Genomic DNA, 17,793 nt, shown 5'->3' on the forward strand with positions numbered 1-17,793 from the left:
CGAGCGGCCCGCGCGTTACTGGGCCGCGGGGGCCGCGGCTTGCGACGCGCCGTGCCGGTGTCCGCCGCGATGGCCGGCTGCACCGGACGCAGCCGATGCGCCCGACGCCGCGCCGGCGCCGTGCGCGCCCGAGGCGCCTTTCGGCTTGTCGGCCGGAATCGAGATCTTCGAGCCTTCGCGCAGGCGGTCCGAGCCGTCGGTCACCACGCGCTCGCCGAGCATCACGCCGCTGACGATGCTCGTGCGTTCGCCGTCGACCGGGCCGATCGTGACCTTGCGCACGGTCACCGTGTTGTCGGGCTTCACGACGTACACGAACTGGCCGATCGAGCCGGTCAGCACCGCGGAGGTCGGCACGATCGTCGCGTTGCGCAGCACGTCGACGAGCAGTCGCGTGTTCACGAACTGATTCGGGAACAGCATGCCTTCCTTGTTATCGAAGTTCGCGCGCAGCTTGACCGTGCCGGTGCTCGTGTCGATCTGGTTGTCGAGCGTCGCGAGCGAACCCGTCTCGAGCGGCACGGTGTTGTTGCGGTTGTACGCGGTGACCGACAGCTTCCGGCCCGCGTTCACCTGCTTGAGGATCTGCGGCAGGTTGTCTTCCGACGTCGTGAAGATCACGCTCATCGGCTGCAACTGCGTGATCACGACGATGCCGTTGGTGTCGCCCGGCGTCACGTAGTTGCCGGGGTCGACCTGGCGCAGGCCGACGCGGCCCGACACCGGCGCCGTGATGCGCGCATACGTGAGGTTCAGTTTCGCGGAATCGATCGCGGCCTGGTCGGTCTTCACCGCGCCTTCGTACTGCTTGACGAGCGACGCCTGCGTATCGACGGTTTGCGACGCGATCGAGTCCTGCGACAGCAGCGTCTGGTAGCGCTTCAGGTCGAGGCGGGCCGTCGCGAGCAGCGCCGCGTCGCGCGCATGCGTGCCTTCGGCGTTCTCGAGCGCGACCTGGTACGGACGCGGGTCGATCTGCGCGAGCACGTCGCCCTTCTTGACGATCTGGCCTTCCTGGAACGACACCGATTGCAGATAGCCCGACAGTTGCGTCTTCACCGTCACGTTCGCGAGCGGCGTGACGGTGCCGAGCGCGGACAGCACGATCGGCATTTCGCCCTGCGTCGCGGTGGCGACCTGCACCGGCTGCGGAACGTTCGCCATCGCGGCGGGGCCGCCGCGGCCGCGATGGCTGCCAGCGGCCGCGCTGGCGCCCGCGCCTTGCGCTGAACTGCCTGCCGCGGGCGTGCGGTTCCACGGATGCCACCACAGCAGGCCGCCGATGACGACGACCGCGACGGTGCCGAGCAGCAGCGTGCGGCGCGGGCGCCGTGCGGCGGCGGGCGCGGGGTCTTTCGAAGGGGGCGTGGGCTTTTGTTCGTTATCCATCGTGTTCTGTCAGGAAGACGGCGCGGCGTGCCGGAAATCGGACTGCTGGGCTGCGCGTGGGCGTGCGGGTGACGGGACGGGGCGGCCCGGCTCGGTCCGGGGCCCCGCCGATCCGCGCGGGAAAAGAGCGGTGCGCGCCGCGAATGCGGCGCGACGATGGGCATGATCCTACGTGCCGTCCCCGTTACAGTCCAGCGGTCTATCTTTCAACGGGTTACGGTCGTTACAGAACGCGACACGGCGATGACGAAACGATTACACGCCGATGCGCCGGGCCGGCGCGCCGCCGATTTCGCGGGTGATTTTCGCGATGCATTCCTGCAGCGCGGGCACCACGTGTTCCTGCAGCCATTCGGGCGGGCACTGGTGCGACGCGCCGCCGCAATTCACCGAATAGCGTTGACCCGACGGGCCGACGAAACCGGCCGCGACCGCATTGAGGCCCTCGCGCCATTCGCCGATCGCGATCGCATGGCCGTCGCGCATCGCTTCGTCGAGCGCGGGCGTGAGGCGAGCGGACACGTGCGGCCAGTCGTCGCCGGCGGTGGTGCGCAGCGATTCGAGCAGCAGGCGACGCTCGTCGTCCTCCAGCGCGGCGAGATACGCGCGGCCGACGGCCGTACGCGCGATGTCCATCCGCGAGCCGATCTCGAGGCGCGTGACGAGCACGGCCGAGCGCGGGCGGATCACGTCGATCGCGACCATGTCGAGGCGGTCGCGCACCGCGAGGTGCACGGACAGCGACGTGCGTTCGGCCAGCTCGATCATGAACGGCCGCGAACGCGCGCGGATGTCGAAGTTGCGCAGGAAGCCGTGGCTCAGTTCGAGCACCGACGCGGTGAGCACGAAGCGCTCGCTGTCGGGCAACTGGAACAGGAAGCCGGCGCTGACGAGCGTCGCGGTGATGCGCGAGACGGTCGGCTTCGGGATGCCGGTCAATTAGGTCAGTTCGCGGTTGCTGACGGGCGCGTCGGCAGCCGCGATACGGCGCAGCACGGCGAGGCCGCGGGCGAGGGCGGTGATCTCGTCGGGTGACGATTCACGGTCCCGCGACGCGGGAGGGGTTACAGTTGTCGACACGAGGGATTCTCTCTAATTCCGAAACTCGATTTCAATTTTGTTGGTATTGTAGGACTATTGTCAAAAGATGCATGTTCCGTGGGTGAACCGGTCATTGGATGAGATTTTACGGGTTCACCCTTGGTTTATTAGGAAAACGCTCAAATGAGCGTTGCCGGAAAGTGCATGAACCGGTGCAAATACCGCTTGACTTGTCGGGCGGAAACGGAAAGAATGTCTCACGTTTTCGAAACATCGTTTCAAGAGTTTAACCGGCAACGATGTTTCGCGCAGTCTCTCAGGTTCTAGCACGGCCCTCGGAATGGCTAGAACTTTTTTAGCGCCACGGTCTCCGTGGCGCTTTTTTTTGCCTGTCTTCCGACGGTCCGCCCGGACGCGTCGGCCCGTATTATCTCCTGATCGCCACAAATGCCCGTCCGGGCCAGTTTCGCGCGTGCTGGCACGCGCGATGGGCGCCGTCTGTACGCTTCCCGCACGCAAAAAAAAGCGCGACGCCCGCAGTGGGCATCGCGCGTGAAACGGCGTGGAGCGCCGACGAATGAACGGTGATGAAGAAAGGACGCCCGGTTAGGGACGCCCGGTTAGGGACGCCCGGTCAGGGACGCCCTGCAGGGGCGCAACGCCCCCTCGCGCGAGGCGGTCAGTCCTTCGCGAGCTTGATGCTGGTCTGCTCGGCCGTCAGGTAGCCGACGCTGGCGCCGAAGCGATCCTTGTAGTTCGCGCGCACGAGCGGGTCGAGCGTCGGCTTGACCTTGTCGTGCAGCGGCGTTTCCCAGTCGCCCGCGTGCTGGAAGTTGCTCATGATGTAGGTCCAGCCGTTGATCTCGTCGACCGCGTGCAGGCCCGTCGATTCGGCGCCGGCCGGGCACGACAGCACGCGCGCGAGCGACTTCGTGTCGACGTTGTAGGCCCACAGGAAGTTGTTCACGTGCATGCCCGAGTCTTCGCCGATGAACAGCGTGCGCAGCTTTTCGGAGAACTTCAGGTTGTCGGGGTTCGCGATCTTGTCCGGGTTCGCGAGGTTGCCGAGCGCATCGGCCGCGGCGAGGTCCTCACCGACCAGCGCGGCCGGCGCGCCCATGTCGACCGGCACCCATTCGCTGTCGATCGCGCCGCCCGTCGTGTCGCGCTGGCCGGCCTTCAGGTTCAGCGCGTAGACGGCGCCCGCGGCGATCTTCTTGTCGACCGCGACGTCGCGCGACACCGCATTGCCCTTGACCATCGACGTTTCGATCCGCGACATCGCCGTGTAGACGATCTTGTCCTTCGCGTTCACGGTCGTGCCTTCGAGCTTCGTGAACGCCATGCTGCCGCCGAGCAGCGCCGCGTAGCGGTGCGTCTCGAGGAACGCGGCCGCCTTTTCCATCCCCGGCTTCACGCGCATCCAGTTGAACTTGCCGCCGAAGTGGATCTTCGTGTAGCTCGCATCGTTCGGATCGGTGGTCACCAGGTCCATGATGTCCGACGCCTTCAGCGTGTTCGCGAGCGTTTCGATCTCGCCGCTGGTCGCGTGGCCGATCTTGATCCACGTCAGCGTCGCGGTGCCGGCGCCGGCGGACGACGTCTGCGTCCACTTCGCGACGTACAGCGTGCCGGCCGACAGGTCGGCCGCCTTGTCGGCGACGAACATGAACAGGCCGCCGTTGGTCGCGTCGTCGCCCATCATCACGGTGCGCTGGTCGGGCATCACCTGGATCAGCTCGTGCGAGATGCGGCCGAGGCAGTAGTGCTTCTTCACGGTGCCGGTGCCGTCCGGGTTCACGGTGATCTCGGGCAGGTGGCCGTAGTGGTAGGGGTTCGCCTTCGTCTCGTCGCCGAAGGTGTTCTTGCTGAACGCCTTGAACTGCGCGTCGGTCGCGGCCTTCGTCGCGTCCGGCTCGTATTCCTCGCTCGACAGGTGCGTGCCCCACGGCGACAGGCTCGCGCCGCAGGTGATCCACAGGCCGTGCGCCTTCGACGTGTCGACGTTGTGGTACTTCACGACCTTCAGCGCGCCGGTGGCCGGGTCCTGGTCGAGCGTGAGCACGGCGATCGGCGACGGCAGCTGGCCGTACTGCGACGCGCTCGCCTGGTCGCGCGTCGTGTATTCGAACTGCACGACCGCGAACACCGTGTTGCCCTTCACGCCCGGCACGTTCGCGTTCTTCAGCGTCAGGAGCGAGCTGCCGTCCGGGCAGTCGGAATAGAACTGGCGCTCCTTGCCGGCGACCGAGCGATCGATGATCGGCTGGTTGTTGATGTCGTAGTAGCCGCCCGCGAGCGTCGTGCCGCCCTTGCCGTCCGGCACCATGTCGCCCGTCACGAAGAACGGCCGGTACGCGAGCTTGAAATTGCGCGACGAGCCGTCCGAGAACGACACCGACAGCGTCGAGCCGACCGTCGTCGTGGCCATCGCGGCCGCGTTGTCGAGCGTCGGCGCGGCCATCGCCGAGAATGCCGCCGACGTATAGGCAGCGGCGACCGGGGCCGGCGTCGACGCGGGATCGTCGTCGCCGCCGCAACCCGTCAGCAGGGCCGGCAGCGCGAGGCCGGAAAGGGGAAGCATCGGCGCGCCGGCGAGGATCTTCAGGGCCTGACGACGGGAAGCATTGGGCAACGCGGGCATGTGGAGTCCAGTTTCGGTTGTTGGAAGAATGGCCTTCGCGAAGCGGGCGAGCGGCAAGCTCCGCGAAGGCATATTGAAAACTGGACGGAAGTGTAAGGACGATAGATGAAAGTTTTTTGAATTGAAAACGTAATGACGCGTCCGGGGGCGTTCAGCGGGTCAATCGCGCTCGGGCGTGGCCGAGATGCGGTGGATCGACAGGTCGGCGCCGTCGAATTCGGCTTCGCGGTCGAGACGCAGGCCGACGGTCGCCTTCAGCGCGCCGTAGACGAGCGTGCCGCCCGCGCTCGCGAGTGCGATGCCGCCGAGCGTGCCGACGAGCTGCGACAGGAACGACACGCCGCCGAGGCCGCCGAGCGCCGGCTGCCCGAACACGCCGGCCGCGATGCCGCCGAGCGCGCCGCACATCCCGTGCAGCGGCCAGACGCCGAGCACGTCGTCGATGCGCCAGCGGTTCTGCACGCAGGTGAACATCGCGACGAACAGCGCACCGGCTGCGGCGCCCGTGACGAGCGCGCCGATCGGGTGCATCACGTCGGAGCCCGCGCATACCGCGACGAGGCCAGCGAGCGGCCCGTTGTACGTGAAGCCCGGGTCGTTGCGGCCGGCCATCCATGCCGCGAGCGTGCCGCCGACCATCGCCATCAGCGAGTTCACCGCGACGAGGCCGCTGATCTTGTCGAGCGTCTGCGCGCTCATCACGTTGAAGCCGAACCAGCCGACCGCAAGCACCCAGGCGCCGAGCGCGAGGAACGGGATGTTCGACGGCGGGTGCGCGGCGATCCGGCCGTCCTTCGCGTAGCGGCCGTGGCGCGCGCCGAGCAGCAACACGGCCGGCAGCGCGACCCAGCCGCCGAACGCATGCACGACGACCGAGCCCGCGAAGTCGTGGAACGGCGCGCCGAACGCGTGCGTGAGCCAGGCTTGCACGCCGAAGCGCTCGTTCCACGCGATCCCTTCGAAGAACGGATAGATGAAGCCGACGATGATCAGCGTCGCGACGAGCTGCGGGTTGAACTTCGCGCGCTCCGCGATGCCGCCGGACACGATCGCCGGGATCGCCGCGGCGAACGTCAGCAGGAAGAAGAAGCGCACGAGCGCGTAGCCGTTGTGCTGCGACAGCGTGCCGATGTCGTCGAAGAATTCGACGCCGTACGCGATCGTGTAGCCGATGAAGAAATACGCGAGTGTCGACACCGAGAAGTCGACCAGGATCTTCACGAGCGCGTTGACCTGGTTCTTCTTGCGGACCGTGCCGAGTTCGAGAAATGCGAAGCCCGCATGCATCGCGAGCACCATGACGGCGCCGATCAACAGGAACAGGGTGTCGACGCCGGATTTCAGACCATCCATGCCGTTACTTCCTTGCGCAAAAAACGGGCAAGGAATGCAAGTATCGAGCCAACCTGGTGAACGACTGCGTGAAATTGGTGCCCGGTTGCCGCGCGATGCGGCATTCCGGTGAATCGCGCACGGGATCGGGGCGTGATCGAGGGCGAGCGACGGCGGTGCCGGCTGCACGCACGTGGTGCGGCGCGTGCTGAACTGGTGCGTACGACGAACGAAGCGGTGCGCGGCGTGCGCGGTCACGCACCGATCTGGCGCGTCAGTGGCGCGCGAACAGCGCGGGCGGCCGGCGCAGCCGCAGCGCGCACGCCGACCAGTAGGCGGCGACGGTCGCCAGCCCGAGCGCGGCGAACGCGAGCGCCGCGAAGCCCGCGAGCGACTGGCCGTCGCCGTCGGCGCCGAGGATGCCTTGCGCGACGATCAGCGCGGCCGTCCAGAAGCCGATCACGGCCTGCGTGAGCAGACGCGCGCATGCGATGCGGCGCGGACGCCCCGATTCGGCGAGGCGGCGCGCCGACGGCGCACGCAGGCACAGGAACAGGGTGGCGGCGAGCAGCGCGGCCAGGACGATGAGCCAGTCGACGAGGAAAGCCATAACGAGGAAAAGTGGGGGACACGTACGAAGCGTGCCCACTTTAGAGGCATGGCGCGTGCGATTGAATCAGACGAATCCGAAATTGAAAGGCATTTTTAATGCCGGGTCGTGATTGGGCCTGTTCCACAGGCGGTATCATCGACACCGGTCCAACCACGAGGTCGTGCAACGCGCGGCCGGAGATTGCTGATGAACATGAAGACATCGCGGGCGCGTCGCGTGCCCGGGTCCGTGCTGGCGGCCGTGGCCGCCGGTGCGCTGCTGTTGCTCGCGGGCTGCGAGAAGTCCGGTACGCCGGTCGCGCAACCCGATACGGCCGCGAGCGCGGCCGCCGACGCCGCGAACAATGCGGCAAAGGCGCTCGACCAGGTGGCGAGCACCGTCAACCAGCAGATCAACGCGGCGAAGGCCGGTATCGCGTCCGCGGCGTCGGCCGTGCCGCCGTTGTCCGCGAGCGGCCTCGCGTCGGCCGCGCAGGCGCAGATCGACGCGGCGGCGTCCGCGGTCGTCGCGCATGCGGCTTCCGAAGCGGGCGCGAAGATCGCCGAAGCCGGCAAGAAACTCCAGCAGTGGAGCCAGCAGAGCGCCGCGGGGGCCAAACCCGCGAGCGGTGAATGACGCGGGCTTGCACGATCCGCAAAATGTAATTATTATGGTTACACATTTCGCCGGTTGCGGGTCGGGCCGGCGTCGCCGAGTGAGTCAGGAATGAATACCAGCAGCCGGTTCGCGTTTGCCGTTCACGTGCTTGCCTTGCTGTCGATGCAGGAAGGCGTACCGTTGTCGTCCGACATCATCGCGGGCAGCGTGAATACGAATCCGGCGCTGATTCGCCGGCTGCTGTCGATGCTGGCGGCCGCAGGCCTGACCACGTCGCAGCTCGGCGCGGGCGGCGGCGCGCTGCTGGCGCGCGAGCCCGGCGAGATCACGCTGCTCGACGTGTATCGCGCGGTCGACGATGCGCAACTGTTCGCGCTGCATCGCGAGGCGCCGAATCCGGCATGTCTCGTCGGGCGGCACATTCAGAGCGCGCTGACCGGCTATATCGGCGACGCGCAGCGCGCGATGGAGGCGTCGCTCGCCACGCGCACGCTGGCCGACGTGACGGCCGACATGCTGGATCTGGAGCAGCGCACGCAACGGGCGGCGCGCGCCGGCGGGTGACCGGCGCCGGGTGCCACGCGGGTATCCGGCGGCAGGCAGGGCGGGAAGCCGGACGGCGCGTACGCGCGGCGATCGGCACGACGGGGGCTTTGCCCCGTTTTTTTCGGTCTTATATGTAATTGAGTATGTTACACATTTTCATTTCTGGAGAATCGATATGACGCAACGTTCATTGAATATCGCACTGTTCGGCGCCACCGGCATGATCGGCACGCGCATCGCGGCGGAAGCCGTGCGGCGCGGCCACCGCGTCACGGCGCTGTCGCGCCATCCGCGCGCATCCGTCGAAGGCATCACCGCGAAGGCGGCCGACCTGTTCGACGCGGCCAGCATCGCGGCCGCGCTGCCGGGCCATGACGTCGTCGCCAGCGCGTACGGCCCGAAGCAGGAAGATGCGGCGCAGGTCGTCGCGGCCGCGAAGGCGCTGGTCGCCGGCACGCGCCAGGCCGGCCTGAAGCGGCTCGTCGTGGTGGGCGGCGCAGGTTCGCTCGAAGTCGCGCCGGGCAAGCAGCTCGTCGACACCGAAGGATTCCCGGAGGCGTACAAGGCGCAGGCGCTCGCGCACCGCGATGCGCTCGACTACCTGAAGACGGTCGCCGATCTCGACTGGACCTTCTTCGCGCCGGCCGCGTTGATCGCGCCGGGCGAGCGCACCGGCACGTTCCGCACGGGCGTCGGCAAGCTGATCGTCGACGCGCAGGGCAACAGCAAGATCTCGGTGGAAGACTACGCGGTCGCGTTCGTCGACGCACTCGAGCAGGACAGCTTCGTGCGCGAGATCGCGACGGTCGCGTATTGAGCGGCATGACGGCCGGCGGCCGGTGAGCGCCGGCCGGCCCGGCGCGACGTGCGAGCCGCGACGCGCAGTCAATTTCGGGCGATGCCACTCCGGCGGTGGCGTCGCCTGTTTCGTTTGGCGCGGCGGACGAATCGTCTGCGTGCCGGATCGGTATTTACACCGGTCGACGCGCCGCGGCAGTTTTCATATTGTTCCCCGTTGGGCAGGATGAATAGAATAAATTTCTATCGACGAGGGAATGGAGAAATGGACGCCATCGATCGCAAGCTGCTGGAGCTGCTGCAGGCGGATGCCACACTGCCGATCGCGGAACTGGCACAGCGCGTGAACCTGTCGCAGACGCCATGCTGGAAGCGCGTGCAGCGGCTGAAGGAAACCGGCGCGATTCGCGCGCAGGTCGCGCTGTGCGATCCGCGCAAGCTCGGGGTCGGCACGACCGTGTTCGTCGCGATCCGCACGAACCAGCACACCGAGGAATGGGCGCAGCGTTTCACGCAGGCGGTGCGCGACATGCCGGAAGTGGTCGAGGTCTACCGGATGAGCGGCGAGACCGATTACCTGCTGCGCGTCGTGGTGGCCGGCATCGACGACTACGACCGCGTCTACAAGCAACTGATTCGCACGGTGCCGCTGTTCGACGTCAGCTCGTCGTTCGCGATGGAGCAGATCAAGTATTCGACCGCGCTGCCCGTGCGCGATCTGGCCGAGCCCGCCTGACGGGCACCCCGCCGCGCCGGCCGCGCGGCTTCAGCGGCCGCGCGCCAGCGCGCGTGCGCGTTCGTCGGCCAGCGCGTCGCGGCGCACGAAATCCGCGACGAACGGGCTGGCCGGATGATGGTGCAGCGCATACGGCGTATCCCATTGCGCGAGCTGCCCGTCCTTCATCACGCCGATCCGGTCGGCGATCGCGAACGCTTCCGCCTGATTGTGCGTGACCAGGATCGCGGTGTGGCCCGTGTGCTTCAGGATGTCGCGCAGCTCGAATGCGAGCCGCTCGCGCGTATCGACGTCGAGATTCGAGAACGGCTCGTCGAGCAGCAGCAATTCCGGCGACGGCGCGAGTGCGCGCGCGAGGGCGACGCGCTGCTGCTGGCCGCCCGACAGTTCGTGCGGATACGCATCGCCGGAATCGGCGAGGCCGACGAGTTCGAGCATCTCCGCGACGCGCAGGCGCCGTTCGGCCTTCGGCAGGCGCCGCAGGCCGAACGCGACGTTGTCGGCCGCGCTCAGGTGCGGAAACAGCGCGTAATCCTGGAACATCATGCCGATGCGCCGGCGCTCGGGCGGCACGTCGAGCGACGGCGCCGCGACGGGCGTGCCGTCCAGCACGATGCGTCCCATGCGCACCGGTTCGAAGCCGGCGATCGCGCGCAGGACGGTGGTCTTGCCGCAGCCTGACGCGCCGAGCAGGCAGCCGATGTCGCCGCGCGGCAGCGCGAGGCTCAGGCCGTCGACCACGGTGCGGCGGCCGTGCGGCGTGTCGTAGGCGATGCAGAGGTCGTCGAGTTCGAGCAGGTTCACGGTGTCAGGCTCCGATCTTGTGGCGGGTGCGGGCGAGCAGGATCACGGGCACGAGCCCGGCCAGCACGATCGCGAGCGCGGCGACCGCGCCTTCTTCATAGGTGCCGCGCGCGGCTTCCGCATACAGCCAGGTCGCGAGCGTGTCGAAATTCAACGGGCGCAGCAGCAGCGTCGCCGGCAATTCCTTCATCGCGTCGACGAACACCAGCAGCGCGCTCGTCGTGAGCGCGGGCCGCAACAGCGGCAGGTGAACGCGGCGCAGCGTGCCGCCGGCCGTCTCGCCGAGCGAGCGCGCGGCCTGTTCGAGCGACGGCGGAATGCGCGCGAGGCCGGCCTCGATGCCGCCGGCCGGGATCGCGAGGAAACGCACGGTATAGGCGATCACGAGCGCGGTGGCCGAGCCCATCAGCAGCAGCCCGTCGCGGCCGAGCGCCGCGCCGAACAGCCGGTCGGCCGCCGCGAACGGAATCAGCAGGCCGATCGCGAGCACGGTGCCCGGCACCGCGTAGCCGAGGCTCGCGATCCGCGCGCACAGGCGGGCAGGGCCCGTACGGGCGCTGTCGCGTTGTGCGCGGGCGGCCCACGCGACGACGAGCCCGCACGCGAGCGTCGTGGCGGTGGCGGCGGTCGCGATCGTCAGCGTGTTCGCGAGCCCGGTCATCAGTTGCGCGGAGACGCCGCCGACGAGGTGCAGCCGCTTGGCCGTTTCGACCGCGAGGTACGCGGCCGGTGCGCCGAAGCCGAGCAGGACGGGCAGCCAGCCGAGCACGGCGGCGCCCAGCGCGGCCGCGCCGGTCAGGCGGCGCGGCGCGATCGGCCGCATGCGCCGGCCGTGCGCATAGCGCTGGCGGCGGCGCCCGTAGCGTTCGAGCGCGATCGTGCCGACGACGATCGCGAGCATCGCGAGCGCGATCTGCGCGGCGCCGGCGAGATCGGAGCGCGTGATCCACGTCGTATAGACGGACACGGTCAGCGTCTGCACGCCGAGAAATTCCGACGCGCCGATATCGTTCAGCGTTTCGAGCAGCGCGAGGCTCACGCCGACCGCGATCGCCGGGCGGGCCAGCGGCACGACGACGCGCCAGAACGTCGCGAGGCGGCCCGCGCCGAGCGTGCGCGCGGCTTCGAGCAGGCTCGCGGACTGCGTGACGAACATCGCGCGCGTGCTCAGATAGACATAGGGATACAGCACGAAGCCGAGCACGAAGATCGCGCCGGGCAGCGAGCGCAAATCGGGCAGGCGGAACTGGCGCGGGCTGTCGAAGCCGAGCAGCCAGCGGATCGCGCCCTGCACGGGGCCGATCGGATGCAGCAGGTCGAGATACGCGAACGCGACGATGTAGGTGGGGACCGCGAGCGGCAGCAGCAGCGCCCAGGTCAGGATCCGGCGGCCGGGAAAATCGTAGGCGGTGACGAGCCATGCGCAGCCCGTACCGACGATCGACACGATCGCGCCGACGCCGGCGAGCAGCAGCAGCGTATTGACGAGCGCGTGCGGCAGCACGAATTTGGCGAGATGCCGCCAGTGTGCGAGATCGGCGTCGAACGCGGCGGCCACGAGCACCGCGAGCGGCGCCGCGACCGCCGCGGCGATCGTCAGCGCCGCGAGCAGCCACAGGCTGCCCGCGCGCGGCCGCAGACGCGGCCACTGACGCGGGCCGCGCGGCTCGCGGCAGGCGTCGGCGGGCGAGGCGTCAGTTGTCAAAGCCGACCTTGTCGACGAGCTGGCTTGCCTGCTTGCGATGCTTCGCGATATCCGCCAGCGGCAGCGGATCGACCTTCAGCGTGCCGAAGCTCGCGATCACCGGGTCGAGCTTCACGTTCGCGCGCACCGGGTATTCGTAGTTCGCCTGCGCATACAGCGCCTGCGCTTCCGGCGACACCAGGTATTCGAGCAGTTTCACCGCGTTGGCCTTGTGCGGCGCATGCTTCGCCACCGTCGCGCCGCTGATGTTCACGTGCGTGCCGCCGCTCTTCGCGTTCGCGAAGGTCGGGCGCACGACCTTGATCGCGTCGCCCCATTTGCGCGCATCGCTGCCCGGTTCCGCGTGCTTCATGTGGCCGACGTAGTAAGCGTTCGCGAGGCCGACGTCGCAGATTCCGCCGAGGATGTCGCGCGCGACGTCGCGGTCGCCGCCGGTCGCCTTGCGCGCCAGGTTCGCCTTCACGCCGCGCAGCCATGTCTCGGTTGCGGCCTCGCCGTCGTGCGCGATCATCGCCGCGACGAGCGCGGTGTTGTACGGATGCTGGCCCGAGCGGATGCAGACCTTGCCCTTCCATTTCGGATCGGCGAGATCCTCGTAACGGAACGCATCGACCTTCAGGTCTTTTTCGACGTACAGCACGCGGTCGCGCAGCGACAGCGCGTACCAGTCGCCGTTCGTGGCGCGCAGGTTCGCGGGAATCGCGTCGTCGAGTGCCTTCGAGCGCACCGGCTGCGTGACGCCGCCGTCGACGAGGTCGAGCAGGTTGCCGACGTCGACCGTCATCAGCACGTCGGCCGGCGACTGCGCGCCTTCCGCCTTCACGCGTTCGAGCAGGCCGTCCTTCACGAACACCGTGTTGACCTTGACGCCGCTCTGCTTCGTGAACGCGTCGATGAGCGGCTGGATCAGCTTCGGCTCGCGGGTGGTGTACAGGCTCACTTCCTCGGCCGCCTGGGCAAGCGGTGCGAAGGCGGCTGCAGCCAGGGCGAGGGCGCCGGCGAGCGGCAGCAGGCGGGTGCGCGGATTCGACATGAAGACTCCGGTGGGGCAGGTGGACGAGGGAGCGTTCCGGGGCGCGCCTGCCGCCCGAGCGATCCGGAACATTACAAAATGAAAGACTCAGGATTCTAGATCGAAATGGGAACGATTAACAAACGAAAGCTTGCGGAAAGCGGCGGGGAGGACAGGGACGGGCGATCGGAACACCGGGCGGCGCAGCGCGGGCGCAAGCGCGTAGAATGCCCGCTTCGACGAATTTGACGGAGCCGCACCGACCATGAACGATCAGCGCAAGAAGAACCCAGTCCGCAACGTGAGCATCCTGATCGTCGTGGCCGTGCTGCTCGTGATCGGGACGATCCTATACAACGCGATTTCGCAGAAGCACGCGTACGACGAGGCCCATCCGGCCGAGGCCGCGAGCGCCGCATCGCACTGACGTGCCGGGGCGCGGGCCGGTCGGGCCGCGCGTGCGGGGGAGGCGAACGGGGTCGATCCGCGGTTCTCGCGCGACGGGCGCCGCGCGGAACCGGGACAGTAGAAAGCGCGCCGGAACCGGCGCGCCGCACTCGCAGGTCAGCCGTGCGTCAACGTGACGCAGCGGCGAATTTCGGGCGGATCCGTGCGTAGAACACGGCCGCGAGCAGCGCGAGCCACGCCGCGCCGACATACAGCGCCACGCGCGTATCGTCGAACCAGCCGAGCATCACGATCACGAAGCCCATGAATGCGATCGTCAGCGCCGGCGCGACCGGCCACAGCGGCACCTTGAACTTCAGCGCGGCGACTTCGGCGCTCGACAGACGGCGACGCATCGCCACCTGCGACAGCAGGATCATCAGCCAGACCCACACGGTCGCGAACGTCGCGATCGCGGCGACCACCAGGAACACGTCCTTCGGCATCAGGTAGTTGAGCAGCACGCCCACCAGCAGCGCGCCGGCCATCACGAGCACCGTGACCCACGGCACGCCGTGGCGCGACGTCGTCATCAGCACGCGCGGCGCCTGACCCTGCCGCGCCATCCCGAACATCATCCGGCCCGCGCCGAAGATGTCGCTGTTGATCGCCGAGATCGCCGCGCTGATCACGACGAGGTTCAGGATCGTCGCGGCCGACTTCACGCCGAGCGCCGAGAAGATCTGGACGAACGGGCTGCCGTCGCTGCCGACGCCGGTCCACGGGCTGATCGACATCAGCACGACCATCGTCAGCACGTAGAACAGCAGGATGCGGGCGGGCACCGCGTTGATCGCGCGCGGAATCACGCGTTCCGGGTCCTTCGCCTCGCCGGCGCTCATCCCGATCACCTCGATGCCGCCGTACGCGAAGATCACGACCGACAGCGACGCGATCAGCCCGCCGACGCCGTTCGGCAAGAAGCCGCCGTGATTCCACAGGTTCGCGAACGTCGGCATGTCGGCCGAATGGCCGAAGTGCATGCCGGTGAGCAGGATCGCGACGCCGCCGCCGATCATCGCGACGATCGCGCCGACCTTGATGATCGACAGCCAGAATTCGAGCTCGCCGAACACCTTCACGTGGCACAGGTTCAGCCCGCAGATGATCGCGACGACGCCGAGCACCCAGATCCATTGCGGGACATCCGGAAACCAGAAGCCCATGTAGATGCCGAACGCGGTGATGTCGGCGATCGCGACGATCACCATTTCGAGCGTATAGGTCCAGCCCGTGACGAAGCCCGCGAACGGGCCGAGGTTCTCGGTCGCGTAGTGGCCGAACGAACCCGCGACGGGCTCGCGCACGGCCATTTCGCCGAGCGCGCGCATCACCATGTAGACGGCCGCGCCGCCGAGGACGTACGCGAGGATCACGGCCGGGCCCGCGAGCTGGATCGCGGACGCCGAACCGTAGAACAGGCCCGTGCCGATCGCCGAGCCCAGCGCGAGAAAGCGGATGTGCCGCGCGCTGAGATGGCGCTGCAAGTTTTTCATCGAGTCTCCGATATCGTTATGCGACGAACCGGGCGAGCAGGGCTGGCCCGATTGGCTCAAGTTGTCTATACAACTTGAATGTGAACGAATGATAACAAGCCGGACCCGGTGACCGGAATCGGGTATTCCCTGACTGGCGCGGCGAATGGAATGGGGCGTGGGGCGCTCGCGCGCCGGATGCGCGGGCCGCGTGGAGTGGGTGGGGCGGGTGGGGCATGCTTCGGGGAATCGTTGAACCGGAGTGCGCCGGTGGCCGATCCGCGGCGCGCGGGTCGGCCTGGCGGCGCGGGGATGCGGGGTCAGGCGGGCAGGCGGATCACGCTCGCATCCTTGCGGATCAGCAGCGACGACGCGAGCATCTGCTTGCACTGGTGCGCGAGCACCTTCAGGTCGTGCGTGAGCTCCGCGCCGACCGCGTCGGATTGCTCCGCGGACACGACCATCGCATCGAGATCGCGCGTGATTTGCTTCGACGCTTCGAGCTGATCGGCCGGCGGCGGCTCGCCGGCTTCCGCCTTCTCGAGATTGTCGAGCACGGCGGCGAGACCGCGCTGCAATGCGTCGTCGTGCACCAGGCCGCCATCGGCCGCGCATGCGCTGCGGATCAGCGGCGCGGCGGCCGTGATCTGCGCGCCGAGCACGTGCGTCTGCACGAGCAGGTCGTTCAGTTCGGGCACGAAGCGCTGGTGCGCCTTCGGCTCGATCATCATCCGCTGGAATGCCTGCCCGAGGTTCGCGAACGCGATGTGCACGTCCTTGCGGGCGAGGCGGTAGCGGTAGTCGTCGTCGAGGCTGGTCACGGGCGCCTCGACCGCGGCGGCCACGCCCGCGACGACGGCCGCGCCGTCGGCGGCCGGCACCGGCGGCGGCGACATGCCGCGCCCCGCGCGCCACACGGCCTCGAAATACTTGCGCGTGGACGTCAGCATGTCGGTGACGAGCTTGCCCATCAGCCGGTATTCCCAGTACGGGAACAGCCGGCTCGCGGCGATCGCGATCATGCAGCCGACCACCGTGTCGATCGCGCGCTCGCCGATGATCCGCATGCTGCCCGGCGCGAGCAGGTGGAACATCAGCAGCACGTACGACGACGTGAACACGACGCTCGCCGCGTAGTTGAACAGCAGCAGGCTGTAACTCATCACCATCGATCCGAACATGATCGCGATCAGCAGGTGCGGTTCCTTCACCGTGTAGATCAGCGCGATGCTCGCCGCGCAGCCGATCAGCGTGCCGATGATCCGCTGCGCGTTGCGCTGCTTGGTCAGCGAGTAGCCGGGCTTCAGGATGATGATGGTGGTCATCACGATCCAGTAGGCGTTCGTGAGCGGCAGCAGCCGGCCGATCCAGAAGCCGACCGCCACGGCGATCGTCACGCGCAGCGCATGGCGAAAGCTCGGCGAACGCATGTTCAGGTTCGAGAAAATCAGCAGCGGCGACATGCGGCGGCGCTGCAGGAAGCGCGTGAGCGCCTTGTCGATCTTCAGTTCGGTCTGCTGTGGATCGGCGTGGCCCGACAGGTTGCGGCGCATCCGGTCGATCAGGCGCGTCGCGCTCCAGATGCGCCGGAACGTCGCAAGCACGGCCGCATACGCTTCCGCGTTGGTGGCCGCGAAGTTCTTCTTGCGCATCAGCTCGATCTCGTACTCGATCGCGCGCAGCTCGGCCTTCACGCTGATGCGCGAATGGGGCGCGCGGTTTTCGAGCACCGCGAGGCCGATTTCCTCGAGATCGGCGGCGGCCTTGCGGATCAGGTCGCGGTAGAAAATGATCAGGTCCGTGCCGCCGAACGTGTTGCGCACCAGCGGGTAATCGGTGTGCGCGCCGACGAACAGCTCGTGCAGGTCGACGCTGTTGATGAACAGGTTGTACATCGTCGTGCGGCCGGGATCGAGCTTGCCGCGCCGCAGCTTCGGCAGGTTGCGCAGCACGATGTCGCGCGCGGTTTCCTGCGTTTCGACCGCGGTGATCTGCCGGGCGACGAGATTGCGGTAGCACTCGTCGAGATCGGCGTCGAGATCGTAGAACTGCGCGCGGGCGAGCAGGTAGTCGGCGCACGCGAACAGGCTTTCGGCCAGCGCCTGCTGCTCGATCCGGCGCGCCTGCCATTGCGACACGAGCGTGGCCCAGTACGTGTACCAGAGGCCGCCCGCGAGAATCCAGCCGGCGTTGACGAACGCCTGCAGCGGCGTGAACTTCTCCTCGAGCGTCATCACCATCATGAACAGCGTCGCGAAGCTGATCTGCGGCCAGCGGTTGCCGTAGACGACGATCAGCGACAGCACGAACGTAAGCGGCACGATCGTGAGCCACAGCGCGAAGATATTCGGTGTCGCGAGGCCGGTGGCGAGCGCGGCCAGGAAGCCGATCACGCTGCACGCGAGCATTTCGTTGTGTTTGTACTTCAGCGGGCCCGGCATGTCGACGACGCATGCGCCGAGCGCGCCCGTCGAGATCGTGAAGCCGAGCTCCCGGTTGTGAAACACGATCAGGCACAACACGGCCGGCAGCGACACGCCGACCGCGATCCGCAGGCCGCCGAAAAAGTACTGGCTGTAGAAAAACTTTCTGATTTCGACCGAATAGCGCATCGATGGGCTGAATGGCAGACGAAGACGCCCGGGGGCGGCGTA

14 protein-coding genes and 1 pseudogene are annotated in these 17,793 nt (G+C 67.8%); 5 read left to right on the forward strand and 10 right to left on the reverse strand.

The genetic code is table 11. The features are described 5' to 3' along the window. Nucleotides 1–15: 15 nt before the first annotated feature. The 5 genes and pseudogenes from DTA15_RS13870 to DTA15_RS13890 all read right to left on the reverse strand — a co-directional run bounded on the left by DTA15_RS13870 (nt 16) and on the right by DTA15_RS13890 (nt 7,016). Complete coding sequence (locus DTA15_RS13870) at nt 16–1,389, reverse strand: MdtA/MuxA family multidrug efflux RND transporter periplasmic adaptor subunit (protein ID WP_006493330.1); 1,374 nt, start codon at nt 1,387–1,389, stop codon at nt 16–18. A gap of 255 nt (nt 1,390–1,644) precedes the next feature. Beyond that, nucleotides 1,645–2,469: pseudogene (locus DTA15_RS13875) on the reverse strand (IclR family transcriptional regulator). Between the two features lie 640 nt (nt 2,470–3,109). Beyond that, on the reverse strand, nt 3,110–5,074 hold the full coding sequence (locus tag DTA15_RS13880; protein ID WP_006483863.1) for a PhoX family protein: 1,965 nt from the start codon (nt 5,072–5,074) through the stop codon (nt 3,110–3,112). Between the two features lie 159 nt (nt 5,075–5,233). Further along, nucleotides 5,234–6,427, reverse strand: coding sequence for an ammonium transporter (locus tag DTA15_RS13885; RefSeq protein ID WP_006483862.1), 1,194 nt, complete (start codon nt 6,425–6,427; stop codon nt 5,234–5,236). Nucleotides 6,428–6,680: 253 nt separating this feature from the next. Next, nucleotides 6,681–7,016, reverse strand: coding sequence for a hypothetical protein (locus tag DTA15_RS13890; protein WP_006493329.1), 336 nt, complete (start codon nt 7,014–7,016; stop codon nt 6,681–6,683). A gap of 189 nt (nt 7,017–7,205) precedes the next feature. Here DTA15_RS13890 and DTA15_RS13895 point away from each other — a divergent pair, with 189 nt between their 5' ends. The 4 genes from DTA15_RS13895 (at nt 7,206) to DTA15_RS13910 (ending at nt 9,696) form a co-directional block, all read left to right on the forward strand. Further along, the gene (locus DTA15_RS13895) at nt 7,206–7,634 is read left to right on the forward strand and encodes a BCAL1086 family glycoprotein (protein WP_006484403.1); all 429 of its coding nucleotides are present in this window, start codon (nt 7,206–7,208) and stop codon (nt 7,632–7,634) included. A 90-nt stretch (nt 7,635–7,724) separates the two neighbouring features. After that, nucleotides 7,725–8,180, forward strand: coding sequence for an Rrf2 family transcriptional regulator (locus DTA15_RS13900; protein ID WP_006484400.1), 456 nt, complete (start codon nt 7,725–7,727; stop codon nt 8,178–8,180). Nucleotides 8,181–8,337: 157 nt separating this feature from the next. Then, on the forward strand, nt 8,338–8,979 hold the full coding sequence (locus tag DTA15_RS13905; RefSeq protein WP_006484404.1) for an NAD(P)-dependent oxidoreductase: 642 nt from the start codon (nt 8,338–8,340) through the stop codon (nt 8,977–8,979). 246 nt (nt 8,980–9,225) lie between these two features. After that, nucleotides 9,226–9,696, forward strand: a complete 471-nt coding sequence (locus tag DTA15_RS13910) for an Lrp/AsnC family transcriptional regulator (RefSeq protein WP_006484401.1) — start codon at nt 9,226–9,228, stop codon at nt 9,694–9,696. Between the two features lie 30 nt (nt 9,697–9,726). Here DTA15_RS13910 and DTA15_RS13915 read toward each other — a convergent pair whose 3' ends face one another. From DTA15_RS13915 to DTA15_RS13925, 3 genes are read right to left on the reverse strand one after another with little or no spacing between them, the layout of a single operon-like run. Next, a complete protein-coding gene (locus DTA15_RS13915) occupies nt 9,727–10,500 on the reverse strand; it encodes an ABC transporter ATP-binding protein (RefSeq protein WP_006490633.1) in 774 nt (257 codons plus the stop codon). Between the two features lie 4 nt (nt 10,501–10,504). Beyond that, nucleotides 10,505–12,205 carry an ABC transporter permease gene (locus tag DTA15_RS13920; protein ID WP_012492447.1) on the reverse strand — a complete coding sequence of 567 codons (1,701 nt, stop codon included), beginning with the start codon at nt 12,203–12,205 and terminating at the stop codon, nt 10,505–10,507. Further along, the gene (locus tag DTA15_RS13925; protein ID WP_006490794.1) at nt 12,195–13,238 is read right to left on the reverse strand and encodes a Fe(3+) ABC transporter substrate-binding protein; all 1,044 of its coding nucleotides are present in this window, start codon (nt 13,236–13,238) and stop codon (nt 12,195–12,197) included. The genes DTA15_RS13920 and DTA15_RS13925 overlap by 11 nt, the downstream gene beginning before the upstream one ends. 244 nt (nt 13,239–13,482) lie before the next feature. Here DTA15_RS13925 and DTA15_RS13930 point away from each other — a divergent pair, with 244 nt between their 5' ends. Then, complete coding sequence (locus tag DTA15_RS13930) at nt 13,483–13,644, forward strand: hypothetical protein (RefSeq protein ID WP_006476417.1); 162 nt, start codon at nt 13,483–13,485, stop codon at nt 13,642–13,644. A gap of 148 nt (nt 13,645–13,792) precedes the next feature. Here the strand turns inward: DTA15_RS13930 and DTA15_RS13935 are convergent, their stop codons facing one another. Both DTA15_RS13935 and DTA15_RS13940 read right to left on the reverse strand, forming a co-directional pair. After that, the gene (locus tag DTA15_RS13935) at nt 13,793–15,160 is read right to left on the reverse strand and encodes an amino acid permease (RefSeq protein WP_006497673.1); all 1,368 of its coding nucleotides are present in this window, start codon (nt 15,158–15,160) and stop codon (nt 13,793–13,795) included. Nucleotides 15,161–15,459: 299 nt separating this feature from the next. Next, complete coding sequence (locus tag DTA15_RS13940) at nt 15,460–17,751, reverse strand: FUSC family protein (RefSeq protein ID WP_006493074.1); 2,292 nt, start codon at nt 17,749–17,751, stop codon at nt 15,460–15,462. Nucleotides 17,752–17,793 lie beyond the last annotated feature (42 nt).

The organism is Burkholderia cenocepacia, from assembly GCF_900446215.1.
Lineage (GTDB): Bacteria > Pseudomonadota > Gammaproteobacteria > Burkholderiales > Burkholderiaceae > Burkholderia > Burkholderia cenocepacia.

Excerpts from the sequence above, each read along its gene's own strand:
- DTA15_RS13870 (WP_006493330.1), bottom strand. The coding sequence starts at position 1,389 with ATGGATAACGAACAAAAGCCCACGCCCCCTTCGAAAGACCCCGCGCCC.
- DTA15_RS13890 (WP_006493329.1), bottom strand. The coding sequence starts at position 7,016 with ATGGCTTTCCTCGTCGACTGGCTCATCGTCCTGGCCGCGCTGCTCGCC.
- DTA15_RS13900 (WP_006484400.1), top strand. The coding sequence starts at position 7,725 with ATGAATACCAGCAGCCGGTTCGCGTTTGCCGTTCACGTGCTTGCCTTG.
- DTA15_RS13925 (WP_006490794.1), bottom strand. The coding sequence starts at position 13,238 with ATGTCGAATCCGCGCACCCGCCTGCTGCCGCTCGCCGGCGCCCTCGCC.
- DTA15_RS13885 (WP_006483862.1), bottom strand. The coding sequence starts at position 6,427 with ATGGATGGTCTGAAATCCGGCGTCGACACCCTGTTCCTGTTGATCGGC.
- DTA15_RS13910 (WP_006484401.1), top strand. The coding sequence starts at position 9,226 with ATGGACGCCATCGATCGCAAGCTGCTGGAGCTGCTGCAGGCGGATGCC.
- DTA15_RS13930 (WP_006476417.1), top strand. The coding sequence starts at position 13,483 with ATGAACGATCAGCGCAAGAAGAACCCAGTCCGCAACGTGAGCATCCTG.
- DTA15_RS13905 (WP_006484404.1), top strand. The coding sequence starts at position 8,338 with ATGACGCAACGTTCATTGAATATCGCACTGTTCGGCGCCACCGGCATG.
- DTA15_RS13895 (WP_006484403.1), top strand. The coding sequence starts at position 7,206 with ATGAACATGAAGACATCGCGGGCGCGTCGCGTGCCCGGGTCCGTGCTG.
- DTA15_RS13880 (WP_006483863.1), bottom strand. The coding sequence starts at position 5,074 with ATGCCCGCGTTGCCCAATGCTTCCCGTCGTCAGGCCCTGAAGATCCTC.
- DTA15_RS13935 (WP_006497673.1), bottom strand. The coding sequence starts at position 15,160 with ATGAAAAACTTGCAGCGCCATCTCAGCGCGCGGCACATCCGCTTTCTC.
- DTA15_RS13940 (WP_006493074.1), bottom strand. The coding sequence starts at position 17,751 with ATGCGCTATTCGGTCGAAATCAGAAAGTTTTTCTACAGCCAGTACTTT.